This is a genomic window from Acinetobacter sp. BHS4, assembly GCF_018454425.1.
In the GTDB taxonomy this organism is placed as follows: Bacteria; Pseudomonadota; Gammaproteobacteria; order Pseudomonadales; family Moraxellaceae; genus Acinetobacter; species Acinetobacter pittii.
Map to the genome: position 1 here is coordinate 862,126 of NZ_CP075323.1, position 19,686 is coordinate 881,811.

The following is a 19,686-nucleotide window of genomic DNA, read 5'->3' on the forward strand; positions in this document are numbered from 1 at the left end:
CGTCTTTTTTTTATTTTATGAACAAGTATAACGAACAACTTTTAGTGTGCTTGGACGTGCTTCAAGCGCTTGGCGAGTCGCATAGTCTTCACCATTATTTAAGCTAGGTGTATTTGATAAGCCAAAAGAAGCACGAGTTTCGCCGAGTTGAATTCCATAATGCTCATCTTTTGCTGGATTAGGAATTTCGTTGATACTCAAAATTGATAATTTATAAACTTTCTGAGTGCCTAGCACATTCTGACAAGCGCGTTGTAATTTACGTTCATCGAGTTGCTGGTTACTACGACCAGCTAAAGTGTAAGCTAAGGTCGCCGAAGTTTTTGTTTGGTTTTCAATCTGGTATCCAGTTGAACCATTATATTGTCGAGGGGTAGTCTGACAAGCAGTTAAAACAAACATACTACTTAATGCCAAGCATAAAATACTTCTATTCATCAGTATCGTCCTTATTTTCTTATAGCTAGTATCTCATAAAATACAAAGGTTGTTGGGGCTTAATCGCATGATTTGAGCTAACATCGGCGAACAATATTAGCCCTTATTGATAAAATATTAGTGTTCTTTAATTTTTGAGTGATGCTTGGTATCTTTCATAAAAATATAAATAATCAGAGAAATGAAGATCATGATACTTACATAAATAAAGTACCAAGATTCATGCCCAGCTTCTTTAAAACTTAAAGCAAAGAACTCTGCTGTTCCGCCAAATAATGTATTGGCAATCGCGTAAGGTAATGCAACTCCTAAAGCGCGAATGTGTGCAGGGAAGAGCTCAGCTTTAACCACGGCATTAATTGAAGTGTAACCAGTCACCATTACGAGACCCCCAAAACATAACCAGAAAGCTGTCCAGTAGTTATGTGTATTTGCAAGTGCATCAAATAGAACGTATGTGAATAAAACACCTGTTATTCCGAAGAAAATCATAAGGGGTTTTCGACCAATGCGATCCGACAGAGCACCCGCTACAGGCTGTAGACACATAAAAATAAATAGCGCTAAAGTTGTAATTTGAGTGGCTTCAGGTTTGGTAAATCCAGAAGTATTGACTAAATATTTTTGCAGATAAGTCGTATAAGTATAAAAAGCTAAAGTCCCGCCAGCTGTTAAAAACAATACTGTGAAAGCTTCTTTAGGGTAATGTTTAAATAAAGCAAACATGCCTGATTTTGGCTGGTCTGTCTCTGCCTGAGCATTTTTAAAAGATTGAGTTTCTAGTAGGCCACGTCGAATACGGAAAACTACAATCGCGAGTAAAGCCCCGATAAAGAATGGGATACGCCATCCCCAATCATGTAATTGTTCTTCAGTTAATACCATTTGTAATATTAATAGAACACATAGGGCTGTGAGCTGACCAGCAATCAATGTTACATATTGGAAGCTAGAGAAAAAACCACGTCGATTTCTTTCAGCCATTTCACTTAAATAGGTAGCACTAGCACCATATTCACCGCCTACACTTAAGCCTTGAATTAAACGGGCGACAACTAAAAGAAGAGGGGCAAATACACCAATACTTTCATAACTTGGCGTCACGGCAATAAGCAGCGAACCTATACACATTAAAGTGACTGAAAGCGTAAGACCCGCCTTGCGTCCTTTACGGTCGGAATAGATTCCCATAATCCATGCACCGATCGGGCGCATTAAAAAGCCTACAGCAAAAATTGCGGCCGCTTGAAGGAGTTGAGCCGTCTGGCTACCTTTTGGAAAAAAAGCATGAGCAAAATAGAGCGTGAAAGCTGCATATACATACCAGTCGTACCATTCAACAAGGTTACCGGCAGAACCGCCCAAAATTGATTTTAGACGAGTTTTTGTATCTAAATTAGAATGTGGAGTTGTTGCGGTAGAAGGTTGATCAACCATGAGTCGCTCCATGTTTCGCTTGGGTTGAATGCTAAAAAAGAGAAGATTTATTCCGTTTTTACATATTTTCTAGAGGAGTATTTCACTTTATTTTTTTTATGTCTGTAAAACAATGTTTATTATTTAAGCAAAGGAATAAGTTGAATATTTATGTGATTTCAAATTAGCCGATCAGCTCACCTTTATAATATTGTTGGGATCTTTGGTATATTATTTTTTCCAAGTAGTAAAAATTGATAAAGAATGAGTAGAGTTTGGGCGAAGAAAACCTATACCCCTTAAAAATAATGATATATTCCAAAGAAAATTTTAAGTAAATATAGTTAGGCATGATGTCTTGGCATTGTGGACTAGATGTGTGTGAATAAAGAAAGGGACATTCAGATGTCAAATTGCCCAAAAAAATATATTGTTGCTTTTGATCAGGGAACAACAAGCTCAAGAGCAATTGTTTTAGACCATGATGCTAACGTTGTAAGTATTGCTCAAAAAGAATTTACTCAGATTTATCCTCAGCCTGGCTGGGTTGAGCATGACCCTATGGAAATTTGGGCTACGCAAAGTGCTGTTTGGGTAGAAGCATTAGCTCAAGCAGGCATTAAGAGTGAACAAGTTGCAGCAATTGGGATTACCAATCAGCGGGAAACCACAGTTGTTTGGGATAAAAAAACGGGCAAGCCGATTTACAATGCGATTGTTTGGCAAAGTCGACAAACGACTGAGATATGCAATCAACTACATAAAGCAGGATTGCAAGAATACATACGTAAAACAACGGGTTTGGTGATTGATCCGTATTTTTCGGCTACAAAAATTAAATGGATTTTAGACCATGTTGAAGGAAGCCGTGAGCGTGCTGAGCGAGGTGAATTATTGTTCGGTACGGTGGACACTTGGTTAATCTGGAAACTAACCAATGGTGCTGTTCATGTTACTGACTTTACCAATGCTTCGCGAACCATGCTTTTTGATATCGAAAAACTTGAATGGGATGAAAAAATTTTACAAGTTTTAGATATTCCTCGAGTAATGCTACCCGAAGTACGTAGCTCATCTGAGGTTTATGGATATACACATACTATTAGTGGGCAAGAAGTTGGTATTCCAATCGCAGGAATCGCAGGTGATCAACAAGCCGCACTGTTTGGTCAAATGTGTGTTGAGTCTGGTCAGGCAAAAAATACCTACGGCACAGGCTGTTTTCTATTAATGAACACAGGTAAGAAGATTGTCCGGTCAGAACATGGATTACTAACTACTATTGCATGTGGTGCGAGTGGTGAGGTGAACTATGCCTTAGAGGGCGCCGTGTTTAATGGTGGTTCTTGTGTGCAGTGGTTGCGCGATGAATTAAAAGTCATTAAGAATGCTAAAGATTCTGAACTTTATGCAACACGTGTGAAAGACAGTAACGGTGTATATGTTGTACCTGCTTTTACAGGGTTAGGTGCACCATATTGGGACCCAACAGTGCGTGGAGCTATTTTTGGACTTACTCGTGGGGCTAGTATTGAACATATTATTCGTGCAACTTTAGAGTCTATTGCTTTTCAAACCCGAGATGTTTTAGATGCAATGCAGCAAGATGCAGAAGAAGAACTCCGTACACTCCGTGTTGATGGGGGAGTAACGGAAAATAATTTCTTAATGCAATTTCAGGCTGATATTTTAGCGACACCAGTAGAACGTCCAATAATGAAAGAAACTACTGCTTTGGGTGCAGCTTTCCTTGCTGGGCTGGCGACGGGTTTCTGGCAAGATCTACATGAGTTAAGAAATAAATCTGCCATAGAAAAGGTATTTGAACCAAAAATGTCTTTTGAGCAATCTGAGGTGATTTATAAGGGGTGGCTCAAGGCAGTTAAACGTAGTCAAAGTTGGGCTGAGGATTAGTTTGTTCTTTAACTGGTTGAATTCAATAGTAGAGTAATCAATTAACGGTTAAACACTTAGTTATTTAAAATTGATTATTCTACTTTTTTGATTGTTGTTTCATTAATTTGATGTTTTAATTTTTATAAGATCAACAATAAAAAGAAAATGAGAAATGAAAATACAGCCTAATGATTATTCAAAAATATATGACATTGCCGTGATCGGTGGCGGTATTAATGGCGTCGGTATTGCTAATGATGCAGCAGGCCGTGGACTATCGGTATTTTTATGTGAAAAAGATGATTTAGCTAGCCACACCTCATCTGCTAGTAGCAAATTAATCCATGGCGGTCTGCGCTATTTAGAACATAAAGAATTTAGATTGGTTAGAGAAGCTCTAGCAGAGCGTGAAGTGTTGTTGGCTAAAGCTCCACATATTATTAAACCAATGCGGTTTATTATGCCTCATCGACCACATTTACGTCCTGCGTGGTTAATTCGGGCGGGCTTGTTTTTTTATGATCATTTGGGAAAACGAGAAAAACTATTAGGATCAAATCTTATTTACTTCAAAGAAGATAGTCCTTTAAAGCCGGCTATCACACGTGGCTTTGAATATTCTGACTGTACTGTAGATGATGCACGCCTTGTGGTGTTAAATGCATTACAGGCCAAAGAGAAAAGTGCCAAAGTAGTAACACGTACACGTTGTATTAAAGCTTATCGGGAACAAGAGCTGTGGCATCTGGAGCTACAAAGTGGAGCAGAGTTTTATCAGGTACGTGCAAGAGCTTTGGTGAATGCAGCTGGTCCTTGGGTTGAAGAAATTATTAGTGAAAACCTAAATTTAGAATCGCCTTATCAAATCCGATTGATCCAAGGAAGTCATATTGTTGTGCCAAAACTATACGATTGTCATAAAGCCTTCATTATGCAAAACGAAGATCGACGCATCGTGTTTGCAATTCCGTATTTAGAAAAATATACACTGATTGGTACGACCGATCAGGAATATACAGGTGATCCACAAAAGGTAGAGATCACAGAGGTAGAAATTGATTACCTCTTAACAGTGACCAATTCACATTTTAAAAAGCAGTTAACTCGAGCTGATATTGTAAGCCAGTACTCGGGTGTACGTGCTTTATGTGATGATGAATCTGATAATCCTTCAGCGATTACACGTGACTATACCTTGGCATTACAGGCTGAACATAAAAAAGCACCTTTGTTATCTATATTTGGCGGCAAGATCACGACTTATCGGAAACTGGCAGAGGCTGCTTTAGAAGATCTATCCCCGTTTTTTAGTAATATGGCAGAGGAGTGGACTGCAGATGAGCCATTACCTGGCGCTGAAAACTGGACAACACTAGATGATTTAACGCATCAGATTTATTCACGTGTAAGTGGAGTGTCTGAATCACTTGCTAACCGTTGGGCGCATGCATATGGCACAAGAGTCTGGAATATGCTCCAAGAGAGAAATGCAATAGAGCAATTAGGCCAGAATTTTGGACATGATTTATTTGAATGCGAAGTCAAATACTTATGTGAATATGAATGGGCAACTACTGCTGAGGATATATTGTGGCGTAGAACAAAACTAGGTCTGGCATTTGATGAAAAACAAATAAAAGTATTAGAAGTTTATTTATCTGAGCGTCGACAAAAAGATGATGCCGCATAATAAAAAAGGTCGCATATAGCGACCTTTTTTATATATAGCAATTAGAAGCCAGTTTTTACAGCTTCAAGTAAAGCTGCTTGACGTTCTTTTAATGCTTTCGGTAAGCGATCACCGAGTTTATTAAATAAATCAGTGTGGCTTTCAATTTCAGTAATCCACTGATCTTTATCTTGAGCTGTGATTAGGTCAAATTCTTCTTTAGAGAATTCAGTACCTTCCCAGTTCAAGTCGTCATAAGTTGGAACAAGACCAATTGGTGTTTCAACAGCGTTTGCACGACCTTCACAACGATCAATGATCCACTCAAGAACACGCATGTTTTGACCGAAACCAGGCCATACGAAGTTGCCTTCAGCATCACGACGGAACCAGTTTACATTGAAGATTTTTGGTAATTTATTACCAGCTGCTTCAGCTTTTGTGCTTACTTGTTGACCAAGGCTTAACCAGTGATCAAAGTAGTCAGCCATGTTATAGCCAGCAAATGGAAGCATCGCGAATGGGTCACGACGAACGATACCTTGTTGACCAACAGCAGCAGCAGTAGTTTCAGAACCCATAGTTGCCGCTTTATATACACCGTCAACCCAGTCGAAAGCTTCAGAAACTAAAGGAACTGTATCTGCGCGGCGACCGCCGAAGATAAATGCAGAAATTGGAACGCCTGCTGGATTTTCCCAGTCAGCATCGATAGAAGGGCATTGACCAGCTGCAACAGTGAAGCGAGCATTTGGATGCGCTGCTTTTTCACCATTTACGTGAGGTTGACCTTTCCAGTTAGTTAAGTTTGTTGGAACTTCTTTAGAAAGACCTTCCCACCATACTTGACCATCTTCAGTTACCGCTACGTTTGTATAGATAACATCTTTATGAAGAGTTGCCATACAGTTCGGGTTAGTCTTGGTGTTTGTACCAGGAGCTACACCGAAGAAACCAGCTTCAGGGTTAATCGCATATAAACGACCATCTTCACCTGGTTTGATCCAAGCAATATCGTCACCTACAGTTTCGATTTTCCAACCTTCATAACCTGCTGGTGGAATTAACATTGCAAAGTTTGTTTTACCACATGCAGACGGGAATGCTGCAGCGATGTAGTGTTTTTCACCTTGAGGGTTAGTCACACCAAGAATAAGCATGTGTTCAGCTAACCAACCTTGTTCGCGTCCCATGACAGAAGCGATACGAAGAGCTAAACATTTTTTGCCAAGTAATGCGTTACCGCCGTAACCAGAACCGAAAGACCAGATTTCACGAGTTTCTGGGTAATGAACGATATATTTTTCAGGGTTACATGGCCAAGCAACATCTTGTTGACCTTCAGCAAGTGGAGCACCTACTGTATGTACACAAGGAACAAACTCGCCGTCTGTACCTAATACGTCATAAACTGCTTTACCCATACGTGCCATTTTACGCATGCTAACAGCAACGTAAGGAGAGTCAGTTAACTCAATACCGATATGAGCAATATGGCTACCTAAAGGACCCATTGAGAAAGGAACAACGTACATTGTACGGCCTTCCATTGAGCCTTCAAATAAACCATTTAATTTTTCACGCATAACAGCTGGGTTTTCCCAGTTGTTTGTCGCACCAGCATCTTCTTTATTTTGAGAGCAGATGTAAGTACGGTCTTCAACACGTGCAACGTCAGATGGGTCAGAATTTGCAAGATAAGAACCAGGATGTTTTTCTTGGTTTAATTTCTGCATGGTGCCGTTAGCGATCATCAAGTCGATTAGACGTTGATACTCTTCTTCGCTTCCGTCACACCATTCGATTTTTGCTGGTTTGGTTAAGTTTGCAATTTCTTCAACCCATGCGATAAGCTTAGGATGACGAACGAATTCTGGTGCGTTCACTGTGGTCATGGTGAGGCCTATTCAAAATATGTACAACGTACAAGTCATTCATTGAGAGGTACAATGAAAGATCAAATAAAAAAGTGGCTGTATTAAAGCACAAAATCATAAAAAAAATAAGACTAAAGACTAAGAAATAGATATTTTACTTTTTTATATTTTTCTCATTTAAATCATTAACTTGTAGTTTTTTACAATATCTTATTCTCAATATTTTTATGTTGTATGTATGTTATTTATATTATTTATTTCCTTAAAAATCAATATCTTGATTCTTATTTTTTTCTTGAGAATTATTATTGATTAAACAAATGATCTTCATTCAAAATTTACATAAAGAGACTTTTATTAGGCGTTTTTATATACAATATTCAGGATGAATCCCTCTAAGATAATAAAAATGCGGACTTTAAAACCTCTCTCTATCATTTATAACCAAAAGTCGGGTTTTCATGCGTCAAAACATGAAGATATGTATGAACAGTTAATGACTGTGTTCACCGAATTTGGTTTTGAAATACAAGTTTTTGAATTAGCGGAAGATGTTTCTTTTGATGATTTGATGAGTCAAGTGATACATCGGCATAGTCAAAATGCAAATTTAGGTGTTGTTGTTGCAGCGGGTGGGGATGGAACGTTAAATGCGGTAGCATCAAAACTTAGATATACTCATATCCCTATGGGAATTTTACCTTTGGGAACCTTTAATTATGTCGCTAAAGTTTTAGATATTCCCTTAGATTTGTTAGAAGCTGCTGAAGTCATCGCTACAGGTACACCACGCTCTGTACATATTGCGACAATTAATGACCATGTTTATTTAAATAATGCGAGTCTAGGACTTTATCCATTATTTATAAAGAAACGTGAGCTTTATAATAAATATTTAGGACGCTTACCTTTACATGCCTATACCTCAGCTCTGGATGTTTTATTAAGAGAAAATAAATCCATGAAACTTTCCGTCACAGTTGATGGGAAGAAATATCCAGTCAAAACCCCTCTAATTTTCTTTGGTAATAATCAGTTGCAGTTGTGTGATATGAAACTAAGAATTGCTGAATGTGCAGCACAAGGTCGGGTCGCTGGAGTGGTCATTACGAAAAGTGATAGGCTTAGTTTATTAAACATGTTGTGGCAGTGGATTCAAGGCAAAGTAGAAGAGACCCAAGATGTTTATAGTTTTTGTGCAGATCATGTGGTTGTAGATTGTGCAAAAAAATCAAAACTTACAGTAGCTTTAGATGGTGAAATATTAGAGATGAAAGCACCTTTAAATTTCTCTGTAGAAAAGAATGCTTTAAATATTATGGTGCCAAATGTTGTTACATCTGTCTGATCTGCATTTTGGAACAGAAGTTGAGGCATGTTTAGATGCAATCCGACTTTTTTGCACTCAACATAGGCCTGAAGTCATTGTGGTGAGTGGTGATATTACTCAACGTGCCCGATATCAACAGTTTTATAAATGCCGTCAGTTTTTAGATAGCCTTAATATTCCTTATCTTGTTGTTCCTGGTAATCACGATATTCCGTTGTACCATGTCTGGAACCGTTTTTTCTCACCATTTACTCGCTACCAATATTTTTTTGGCCAGCTTGAACCAACTTTAGAAACTGAACATTTTTATATTGTTGGGGTGAATAGTATTCGCCGTCGTTATCATACTCGTGGACATATTTCGATTGAGCAAATTCAAACTACATATGAGCGATTACAGCAAGCGCCAGCGGATAAAATCAAATTAGTTGTTTTCCATCAACCTTTTTATACTCCACCTGATGATGAGCATGGTATTAAAGATTGTCCTGTATTAGGAAAAATGGCACTCGAAAAATGGAGTACAACAGGACTATTTGGAATGTTACACGGGCATTTACATAAAACTGCTGTATATGATTTAACGCAAATTTATCAATTAAAGATAGATCATCCTATTTATGATATTCATGCAGGAACAGCAACTTCTAGCCGTTTGCATTATCATGTTCCAAATAGTTTTAATGTCATTTCAAATGAAGGAAAAATTAATCATTATTGGTTTAATTACGATTTAAAAATTTTTCAATTAATTTAATTTATAAAAATTATATAAGACATTTAACTTAAGAGTAGATTGATAAAATTTTATCCATTACAATGCCTAAGTTTTAAATTCTATATATGGGGAATAGGAAAACATTCTAAATGTTTTATCATTTTAAAAATAATATTAATGGATACATAAAAATTTTTTAACTATATAAAAAGCCACGATTTTAAGTAGCTACAATAAGGGTTTAGTATTTTATGATAGTTAATAATATTTAATTAAAATGAGTATCTATTTATCTTAATATTTTAGAATAACTTAATAATATTTAAAATTTCATGGTGGAAAAATGGTACAAGTATCATTAATGGCAAATAATGCTTCAAAAAATAATACAGTTGATATTAATGTAGGCCAGACAAAAAATATTGTAGTAAATCCTAAAGAAGTCGCAAAAATCGATATAAATCCAGAAAAAATTTCTTCAATAACAAGAGAAGGAAACAGTGCAATTGTTCATCTAAAAGATGGAACTGAAATTGTTTTAGAAAACTATTTTATTAGCGAAAACCCGCAAATTCTTTTAAATGAAGGGCAGAGTTATTGGGCTGCTAATCTGGGAGAAGATGCTAGCGGACAGACCACTGTTAATTATTTAGAATTAAAAGATACGCCAAAGCTTATTGATAGTTCATCTTCTGTACCCCTCTGGTCGTGGGTAGTCAGCGCTTTAGCAGGAGCAGGAACAATTGCTTTATTGTCTCGGAACGATTCTAAAGATACGACGCCTCCTGAGCCAGGTACTTTGAATTTCGATAATTTTTCAGATTCTGGGGGGGCGACAACCGACCAGATTACTCAAGATAAAAACTTTAATTTAAAGCTTGAAGGACAGGAAAGTGGAAGCCGAGTAACATATTTGGTCTCTACCGATGAAGGAAAAACTTGGCAAGAGACAACGGTCGCTCAAAAAGATTTAACCGATGGTGTTTATCTCTACAAAGCTGTAGTAACGGACCGAGCGGGAAATGCATCGGAAACTGCTATACAAAAAGTTGTTGTCGATACAAGAGCACCGCAAGCAGGCGAACTGACTTTATCTGCTTTGGCTGATACGGGTATTTCGGCAACTGATCAAATTACGCAAGATAAAACTTTTGATTTAAAGATTAGCGGACAAGAAGTAAATAGCCAAATCACTTACTGGATATCTAAAGATGAAGGAAAGACTTGGCAGGAAACAACAGTAGTTCAAAAAGATTTGGCTGATGGTGTTTACCAATATAAAGCTATAGTTACAGACGTTGCAGGCAACAGATCTGAAACCAGTGTGCAAAAAGTCGTTGTGGATACAACAGCGCCGCAAGCAGGTGAACTGACTTTATCTGATTTAAGTGATACAGGTGTTTCGGCAACTGATCAGATTACGCAAGATAAAAACTTCAATTTAAAGCTTGAAGGACAGGAAAGTGGCAGCCGAGTAACGTATTTAGTTTCTATCGATGATGGTAAAACTTGGCAGGAAACAACTGTTACTCAAAAAGATTTGGCTGATGGTGTTTATCAATATAAAGCAGTGGTAACCGACGTTGCGGGAAATACATCAGAAACCGCTATACAAAAAGTGGTTGTGGATACCACAGCACCGCAAGCAGGTGAACTGAGTTTATCTGATTTAAGTGATACAGGTGTTTCGGCAACCGATCAGATTACGCAAGATAAAATTTTTGATTTAAAGATTAGCGGACAAGAAGTAAATAGCCAAATCACTTACTGGATATCGAAAGATGATGGAAAGACGTGGCAGGAAACAACAGTAGCTCAAAAAGATTTAACCGATGGTGTTTACCAATATAAGGCTATAGTTACAGATGTTGCAGGCAATACATCAGAAACCGCTATACAAAAAGTCGTTGTGGATACTACAGCACCGCAAGCAAGTGAATTAACTTTATCTGATTTAAGCGATACGGGTGTTTTAGCAACGGATCGGATTACGCAAGATAATAATTTTACTTTGAAGCTAGCTCAACCGATTGTAATCGGAGAGCAAGCTGCTTTATTAGACCACTATGAAGTCTCTACCGATGAAGGAAAAACTTGGCAGGAGACAACAGCTGATCAAAAAAATTTAGCTGATGGAAGTTACCTCTATAAAGCTATAGTGACAGATCTTGCAGGCAACACATCAGAAACTGGTGTGGAAAAATTAATTATAGATAATTCTTTAAATATTGAATCAACTACAGTAACTGTAAAGCCGATTACTGAAGACAATACAATAAGCCTAGCTGAAAAAGATCAAGTTATTTCTATAAGACTGGACGTAGATAATCTACCAACAGATTTAAATAGCTCACTGACATCAGTAAATACGACATTAAACAATGTTTTTTATAACTTTCATTTTGATGAAGTTACCCAAGAATGGATTACTGAAATTCCAGCAGAGTTTTTGTGGTCAGAAGAATCGAAGACCAATATATCAATTGATATTAGTCTTACTGATCAAGCTGGCAATACAGCCATTATTAAACAGACCCAAAATTATAATGTAGATCATACTCCGAATTCTCCAACTTTAGATTCACTAACTTTCAACAATATAGATGGAGCTATCATTTCAGGTAGTGCATATAAAGGAAGTAAGGTCGATATCTATAATAAAAATGGTGACTGGCTTGCAACTACAATAGCTAATGAGGAGGGTAAATTTACTTTACAAGACCTTTCTATTAGTACTAATCAAGAAGTTTATGCTGTCGCTACTTATAATGGCTACAGCAGCGAAAATTCGTCAATTGGCTTAGTTACTGAAGTTCCTGCTATTAGTATTACAAGAATTAGTCCAGAAGGGGTGATCACTGGTTATGCTACCGAAGGCAGTCATTTTATTGTAAAAGATCAGAATGGAAATATTCTGCAAGAGTTTAACTCCATTGCATTTGAGGGTTCAGGTATTACGCCTTTTAGTGTAATGGCATTAGGTGAAGTCAGACCATTTATTTTGTCTCTCGACCAACCTTTGGATGAAGGCACACAAATTATTATTTCTACAGATAAAGATAATATTTCAGGCCATCCACAATATATTACGGCAGACTATACTTCTGCAGTATTTTTAGAAACTCCACAGTTTGATATCAGTGGTGAAACTTTATCAGTACATGTTAATGAGCCGAACAGCTTTATTCGTGCATTTTCTAGAGAGGGCAATTTAATTGCTACAGGTTTTACCGATGAACAAGGATTTGCAAGTTTACAGGTGTTCCAATTTTTAAAAGAAGGTGAGTCGGTTTCCGTACAAGTAGTAGATAAAAATCAAAATACAAGTGAAACCCTAATCGAGGTTCCAAACTTTGCTTATATTCCACATATTGAACGTATCACACAAGAAGGCTTAATTTCAGGAGTTGCTGAAGATAATAGTACGGTAATTGTACGTGATGCTGATGGCAATGAATTAGGAAAGGTTACATTAGGTGATGAAAATAGTTGGAGTGACTTTAGTCATTTTAGCTTGAATGTAAACCGCCCTTTAATTGATGGAGAGAAAATTTCCGTTCAAATTATTGATAATAAAGGGTTAATGAGTCCTGAGCAAAATATCATCGTAGATCTGACTCCTCCATCTGCTCCAACGGAGTTAAATTTCAATGATGCTGGTGATTTAGTTTATGGTCATGCAGAACCTTTCTCTGAAATTTTAGTTAAAGACGGGCAAGGAAATATTCTTAATAAATGGTTTTGGAATAACTGGACCGATGAGAGTGGAAGTTTCTCAATAGAACTAGGTACATTTTTAACAAATGCTGAGACAGTTTATGTCACGGCTACCGATGTAAATGGAAATATAAGTTTAGCAGCTCAGATACAGGCGCCTAACTATGCTTTTGCCCCCCATGTAGATAGCTTTACTTCGGATGGCGTGATAAGTGGGCAAGCTGAAAATAATAGTACTCTCACTGTTAAAGATGCCAAAGGTGACGTTGTAGCTGAAATTAAAGTTGGTGAAGATAACGGTTGGAATGGATCAAGTTATTTTAAACTCCAGCTTGATCGTCCTCTTGTCGATGGTGAGCAGTTTTTCTTATCAATTAAGGATGCACGTGGGCAAGTAAGTGCTGATACTGTAATTACCGCTGATACGGTTGCTCCTACACCAGCCAGCAATTTAGTTTTCTCAGAAGATGGTTCATATCTTACGGGTGTAGCAGAACTGAATACTACGATTCAGGTTTTTGATCATAATGGTCAGCTAGTGAATATATGGAATAACACCATTAACTCTGACGGTACATTTACTATTTACTTAGGTAGTAACAATTTACATGGAGAAGCATTCACAGTCACTGTTAAAGACCAAGCCGGAAATGTGAGTGAGGCTATTTCAATAAACGCGCCACTTGACGATATTGCACCGAATCCAATTAAAAATATTTTACTTGATGCAAATGGCCAAAACTTTACAGCACAAGCAGAAGCAAATACTCAGATCGAAGTTTTTGATTCATTGGGTAATCAGACAGGTTGGGGTTCTACAGATAGTGCAGGTAATGCTTCTGGTTCTTTCAATCAAACTTATTTACACGGTGAGGAACTCACTTTTGTTGTTATAGATCGAGCAGGTAATCGCAGTATCGAATTTAAGCAAAATGCTTTAATTGATACCATTGCACCAAATCCGATTGAAAATATCATCTTCAACGAAAATGGCCAAAGTTTTACAGCTCAGGCAGAAGCCGGAAGTTCTATTGATGTATTAGATCAGACTGGAAATAAGATTGGTTTTGGTTACACCGATAGCTCAGGTAATGTATCTGGTTATTTTCAACAAGTTTACTTACACGGTGAGGAACTTACTTTTGTCGTGATCGATCGAGCAGGTAACCGCAGTGCAGAGGTCAAGCAGAGTGCTTTAACTGATGATATCGCACCAAATCCGATTGAAAATATTGTATTAGATATCAATGGTCAGAGCTTTACAGCTCAGGCTGAAGCAAATAGTCAGATTGAAATTAAAAATACCAATGGTGACATTATTGGTTATGGATCAGCAGATAGCACAGGCAATGTTTCTGGTTACTTGTATCAGGTCTATTTACATGGCGAAGAGCTTACTTTTGTTGTCGTTGACCGAGCGGGTAACCGTAGTACAGAAGTTAAGCAGAATGCTTTGATTGATGAGATTGCACCAAATCCAATTGGAAATATTGTATTCGACTCAAACGGACAGAACTTTACGGCGCAAGCAGAAGCAAACACTCAAATTGAAGTCAAAAATGCAGCGGGTGAGGTCATAGGTTCAGGTTATGTAGATGGCGCTGGTAATGTGTCAGGTTATTTATATCAAGTCTATTTACATGGAGAAGAACTCACTTTTGTTGTCGTTGACCGAGCTGGTAACCGTAGTACAGAAGTTAAGCAAAACGCTTTAACTGATGATATTGCACCAAATCCAATTGAAAATATTTTACTTGATGCGAACGGACAGAACTTTACAGCTCAGGCAGAAGCAAACACTCAAATTGAAGTCAAAAATGCTGCTGGTGAAGTCATAGGTTCTGGTTCAACCGATAGCATGGGTAATGCTTCTGGTTACTTATATCAGGTTCATTTACATGGAGAAGAACTCACTTTTGTTGTAGTTGACAAAGCGGGGAACCGCAGTGCAGAGGTCAAACAGAATGCTTTAATTGATGATATTGCTCCGAATGCGATTGAAAACATCATTTTCAATGAAAATGGTCAAAACTTTACAGCGCAAGCAGAAGTAAATACTCAAGTTGAAGTTAAAAATGCTGTGGGTGAGCTTGTAGGTTCAGGTTATGTAGATAGTGCTGGTAATGTCTCAGGTTACTTGAATCAAATTTACTTAAAAGGTGAGGAACTTACTTTTGTTGTGATTGATCAAGCTGGTAATCGTAGCGTTGAAGTAAAACAAACAGCCTTTCTTGATAATACTGCACCGGAAAATGCTACTAATTTAGTATTTAGCGAAGATGGTTCATATCTAACTGGTATGGCTGAGCCAAATGCTACGATTCAGATATTTGATCAGAATGGTCAATTGGTAAATCAGTGGAATAATAATGTTAATTGGGATGGAACATTTAACATCTCTTTATACAGTAACTACTTGCATGGCGAAGAGTTAAAGGTAGTTGTAGTAGATCGGGCTGGTAATTTGAGTGGTGGGGTTACTGTAAAAGCACCGCTTGATGATATTGCTCCTGTGGCTGCAAGTAATCTCACGTTTAGTGAAGATGGTTCATCCCTTTCTGGTGTAGCTGAGCCAAATACCTTCATCCAGATTTTTGATCAGAATGGTCAACAGGTGAATACGTGGAGTCAGAGTGTAAATGCTGATGGTACATTCACTATTTTCTTGGGTAGCTCTAATTTACATGGTGAAGAATTCACAGTTATTGTTAAAGATCGAGCTGGAAATGTGAGTGATGTTGTTTCAGTTAAGGCTCCATTTGATGATATTGCGCCAAATCCGATTAAAAATATTGTACTTGATCCGAACGGTCAAAACTTTATAGCGCAGGCAGAAGCAAATAGTAATATAGAAGTCAGAAATGCTGAGGGTGTGTTAATAGGGCTTGGTTCTGCAGATAACGAAGGTAATGTGACAGGTTACTTCTATCAAGTCTATTTACATGGAGAAGAATTAACTTTCGTTGTCATAGATCGAATGGGTAATCAAAGTGTCGAACTTAAGTTAAATGCTTTGGTGGATACCATTACGCCAGATCCAATTGAAAACATCATTTTCAATGAAAATGGGCAAAATTTTACGGCACAAGCAGAAGCCAATAGTTTTATTGGTGTCAAAAATGCTGCGGGTGAGTTTGTCGGTTATGGTTATGTCGATAGCACTGGTAATGTGACAGGCTATTTCAATCAGGTTTATTTAAAAGGTGAGGAACTCACTTTTATCGTTATAGATAAAGCAGGTAATCAAAGTGTTGAATTAAAGCAAAATGCTTTGATTGATGATATTGCACCAAATCCGATTGAAAACATCATCTTAAATGAAAATGGTCAAAACTTTACAGCGCAAGCGGAAGCTGGTAGTCGAATCGAAGTTAAAAATGCTGTTGGTGAGGTTGTAGGATCTGGTTCAACCGATATCATGGGTAATGTTTCTGGTTACTTATATCAGGTCTATTTACATGGCGAAGAGCTCACTTTTGTTGTCGTTGATCGAGCGGGTAACCGCAGTACAGAGATCAAGCACAATGCTTTGATTGATGTTATCGCACCAAATCCGATTGAGAATATTGTGCTTCACTCACACGGTCAAAACTTTACGGCGCAAGCAGAATTAAATACTCGGATTGAAGTCAAAAATGCTGCGGGTGAGGTGATAGGTTCTGGTTATGTAGATGGTGCTGGTAATGTGTCAGGTTATTTTAATCAAGTCTACTTACATGGAGAGGAATTAACTTTCATCGTTGTAGATATAGCAGGTAACCGAAGTATTGAGGTTAAACAAAATGCTTTAATTGATGATGTCGCACCGCCAGCTGCTGCAAATATTACATTAGCCTCAGACGGATTGCTTTTTGGTGAGGCTGAACCAAATACAACTGTTGAAATTATTGATCAATATGGTGCAGTTATCACAACAATGTATGTTGGATATGATGGAAAATTTTATCAATGGATCAATCTGAGTCAATATCAGACACAAAATTTGAGTATTGTTGTCAAAGATATTGCTGGCAACCGAAGTGAAGTTGCTCATCAGTTAGTACCTGTATTTACGAACTCACCAATTGCTGCAACAGAGCTAAAATTGGATGTTGATGGCCATATTCTTACAGGTAAAGCGACAGTAGGAATGACGATTGTTGTTACATCCGCGGATGGTCAAAGCATTAATTGGGGGTGGAACAGTGTCGTGAACGAAGATGGTAGTTTTGCTATTGAGTTAAATGACTATTATCTAAAGGGACAGATATTACAAGTTCGAGTTTATGACCAAAATACAAATCAATATAGCCCAATCTCTGAAATTATTGCCCCCTTAGACAATATTGCTCCAGTGATTGACGAGGCGGTGATTAACAATGATGGTCAGGGAATTTCAGGCCACACTGATTCAAAAGCAATCATTCAGGTAATGGATGCGGATGGGTATTTACGAGCAGAATCTCAATCGGATGAATTAGGATATTTCAATGCTAATATTTATCCACCTATATTACGTGGAGATCAATTATTTATCACGGTAATAGATTTAGCCAAAAATATAAGTACACCATTGAATATTACTTTTAATGCAGATACTAATGCACCTCCATCAGCAGAGCATATTGTTGTTTCTGAAAATGGTTTGTTTATTGAGGGGACTGCCTTAGCAAGTAGTTATGTATATATTTTTGATGTGTATACTAATCATATTGGTGGTGGTTCTGTAGATGAAACAGGACACTTTAATATCCAGTTGTACTCACCTCAGGTGAGTGGACAGACCTTACGCATTGTTGTGGAACAAAATGGCTATCTAAGCACTTACACCGAAATTAAGGCACCCATAGACATCGTCGCGCCAAATGCAGCAACTCAGCTTGTCTTAGAAGATGGAAATGTACTTTCAGGACAAGCGGAAGCATATTCAACTGTTAATATTTTTGATGATAATAATTTAGTTGGTCAAACTACTGTCAAAAATGATGGAAGTTTCACAACATACTTATGTTCACAATATTGGCATGGTGAAACATTGACGGTAAAAGTAGTTGATGCCAATCAAAATGAGAGTGAGAGTACAACGGTTGTTGCTATAAATGATACAACAGCACCGAATGTAGCCACACAGCTTGCTATGAAGGGATGGGACGAGCTCACGGGGCATGCAGAAAGTAAGGCTACTCTTGAAGTTACATATCATTTTGCTGATCAAGAACCTTTTGTAACAAATACTATGGTCATGGCAGATGGAACTTTCTCTACTTATATGTATGAGAATGCGACATCATTTGATATTACTGTTATTGATCGTGCAGGAAATCGTAGTGAAACTATCAGCAAAGCGATTACTGATTTACATACGATCACTGTCGATCAGTTTAAAGGTGATGCTACGGATAATACTTATATAGTTGATCATATAAGTGATTTTGTTCAAGAGTATGGGGTTGCTACTGTTAATGTACTTCAGGATGTCTGGATAGATACAAGTCATTATGAGGAGCAATGGGTAGCTTCTGGTTATACTGATTATATATGGGTAGATACAAGCCATTTTGAGAATGTTTGGATTGACACAAGCTATTCGCAAGATATTTGGATTGATACGAGCTATTATCAAGATACATGGGTCGTTGATGGCGTAATAGACGTTTACATGGACTCAAATGGCATAAATTACTATTCAGATGATGGTTCGTATAATCAATATGTGAATACCTACTATGATTATAATTTAAATCAGTGGCAGTCAGGATATGAACTATCGGGTCCTAATACTCTAGAGGTTGGGCATCTTGAACAACAACTCGTTCAAGATGGGCACTATGAGTCTCAATGGATTGAACAGGGTTATTATGAGCAACAATATGTGTTTGATGGTCATAATGAAGAGACTTGGGTAGATACGAGCCATTACGAAAACGTGTGGATTCAAAGTGGTTATTCAGAAACACAAATAGTTGGTTCTGAACTTAAAGATACGGATTTTGGTGGGCACGATAAAATAATTAGTTCTGTTAGTTTTAGTCTAGTAGGTAACTCTCAATGGATGACCAATATTGAAACTGGTGAATCAATATTAATTGAAAGCGGGCGTTATGTTGAAGACATGGAGTTGGTTGGTTCTGCTCATCTAAATGCAACAGGCAATGCTTTAGATAATCTTTTAACAGGTAACTCTGGTAATAACGTTTTGAATGGGCGTGAAGGTAACGATACCTATATGACTAATGAAGGTACTGATTCCATACTGTTCCAATTGCTAAATAGCCAAGATGCGACTGGTGGGAATGGACATGATACGGTGTTAGATTTTACTTTAGGTGAAGTAGGAACCGATGCTCAAGCTGACAAAATTGATTTAAGTGAACTATTAATTGACTATTCTAAAGATGTGAGCACATTAGCGAAATTTATTACTGTAGAGCAAGATGCTGGAAACACGACTATTAGTCTTGACCGAGATGGTGAAGGTGCAATGTTTAGTAGTGTGTCATTGATAACTTTAAATCAAGTAAATACAACATTAGATGAATTGTTAAATAATCAGCAACTCTTTGTTTAACATTAAAATTTATCTTTATAAAAGAGGCTATGAAAATAGCCTCTTTTATTTTGTGCTTTAAATTTAAGAAAAACTCTT

The 19,686-nt window shown here is 37.5% G+C and carries 8 protein-coding genes; 5 read left to right on the forward strand and 3 right to left on the reverse strand.

The window, feature by feature from the left end; translation table 11 throughout:
- Nucleotides 1-15 precede the first annotated feature (15 nt).
- Together KIP84_RS04225 and KIP84_RS04230 are read right to left on the reverse strand one after the other, a co-directional pair.
- Entirely contained in the window at nucleotides 16-438 is a 423-nt protein-coding gene (locus KIP84_RS04225; protein WP_213689377.1) for a hypothetical protein, read from the reverse strand.
- 117 nt (nucleotides 439-555) lie between these two features.
- A complete protein-coding gene (locus KIP84_RS04230) occupies nucleotides 556-1,887 on the reverse strand; it encodes an MFS transporter (protein WP_005803945.1) in 1,332 nt (443 codons plus the stop codon).
- Nucleotides 1,888-2,259: 372 nt separating this feature from the next.
- Between KIP84_RS04230 and glpK the strand changes: the two genes are divergently transcribed.
- Together glpK and glpD are read left to right on the forward strand one after the other, a co-directional pair.
- The gene (gene glpK, locus KIP84_RS04235) at nucleotides 2,260-3,768 is read left to right on the forward strand and encodes a glycerol kinase GlpK (protein ID WP_213689378.1); all 1,509 of its coding nucleotides are present in this window, start codon (nucleotides 2,260-2,262) and stop codon (nucleotides 3,766-3,768) included.
- Nucleotides 3,769-3,922: 154 nt separating this feature from the next.
- A complete protein-coding gene (gene glpD, locus KIP84_RS04240) occupies nucleotides 3,923-5,440 on the forward strand; it encodes a glycerol-3-phosphate dehydrogenase (protein WP_213689379.1) in 1,518 nt (505 codons plus the stop codon).
- 41 nt (nucleotides 5,441-5,481) lie between these two features.
- Here glpD and KIP84_RS04245 read toward each other — a convergent pair whose 3' ends face one another.
- Nucleotides 5,482-7,314, reverse strand: coding sequence for a phosphoenolpyruvate carboxykinase (GTP) (locus KIP84_RS04245; RefSeq protein WP_002115528.1), 1,833 nt, complete (start codon nucleotides 7,312-7,314; stop codon nucleotides 5,482-5,484).
- A gap of 391 nt (nucleotides 7,315-7,705) precedes the next feature.
- On the opposite strand from KIP84_RS04245, the gene KIP84_RS04250 reads away from it, so the two are divergent.
- The 3 genes from KIP84_RS04250 to blp1 all read left to right on the forward strand — a co-directional run bounded on the left by KIP84_RS04250 (nucleotide 7,706) and on the right by blp1 (nucleotide 19,608).
- The gene (locus tag KIP84_RS04250; RefSeq protein WP_174725835.1) at nucleotides 7,706-8,644 is read left to right on the forward strand and encodes a diacylglycerol kinase family protein; all 939 of its coding nucleotides are present in this window, start codon (nucleotides 7,706-7,708) and stop codon (nucleotides 8,642-8,644) included.
- Complete coding sequence (locus KIP84_RS04255; RefSeq protein ID WP_213689380.1) at nucleotides 8,625-9,383, forward strand: metallophosphoesterase family protein; 759 nt, start codon at nucleotides 8,625-8,627, stop codon at nucleotides 9,381-9,383. The genes KIP84_RS04250 and KIP84_RS04255 overlap by 20 nt, the downstream gene beginning before the upstream one ends.
- Before the next feature lie 304 nt (nucleotides 9,384-9,687).
- Nucleotides 9,688-19,608: a biofilm-associated Ig-like repeat protein Blp1 gene (gene blp1 / locus KIP84_RS04260; RefSeq protein WP_213689381.1), complete on the forward strand. Its 9,921-nt coding sequence runs from the start codon at nucleotides 9,688-9,690 to the stop codon at nucleotides 19,606-19,608.
- Nucleotides 19,609-19,686: the final 78 nt, after the last annotated feature.

Bases quoted from the DNA above. Each gene is read 5' to 3' on its own strand.
- blp1 (WP_213689381.1), top strand. From the start codon at position 9,688: ATGGTACAAGTATCATTAATGGCAAATAATGCTTCAAAAAATAATACA.
- glpK (WP_213689378.1), top strand. From the start codon at position 2,260: ATGTCAAATTGCCCAAAAAAATATATTGTTGCTTTTGATCAGGGAACA.
- KIP84_RS04255 (WP_213689380.1), top strand. From the start codon at position 8,625: ATGTTGTTACATCTGTCTGATCTGCATTTTGGAACAGAAGTTGAGGCA.
- KIP84_RS04230 (WP_005803945.1), bottom strand. From the start codon at position 1,887: ATGGAGCGACTCATGGTTGATCAACCTTCTACCGCAACAACTCCACAT.
- KIP84_RS04225 (WP_213689377.1), bottom strand. From the start codon at position 438: ATGAATAGAAGTATTTTATGCTTGGCATTAAGTAGTATGTTTGTTTTA.
- KIP84_RS04245 (WP_002115528.1), bottom strand. From the start codon at position 7,314: ATGACCACAGTGAACGCACCAGAATTCGTTCGTCATCCTAAGCTTATC.
- glpD (WP_213689379.1), top strand. From the start codon at position 3,923: ATGAAAATACAGCCTAATGATTATTCAAAAATATATGACATTGCCGTG.
- KIP84_RS04250 (WP_174725835.1), top strand. From the start codon at position 7,706: ATGCGGACTTTAAAACCTCTCTCTATCATTTATAACCAAAAGTCGGGT.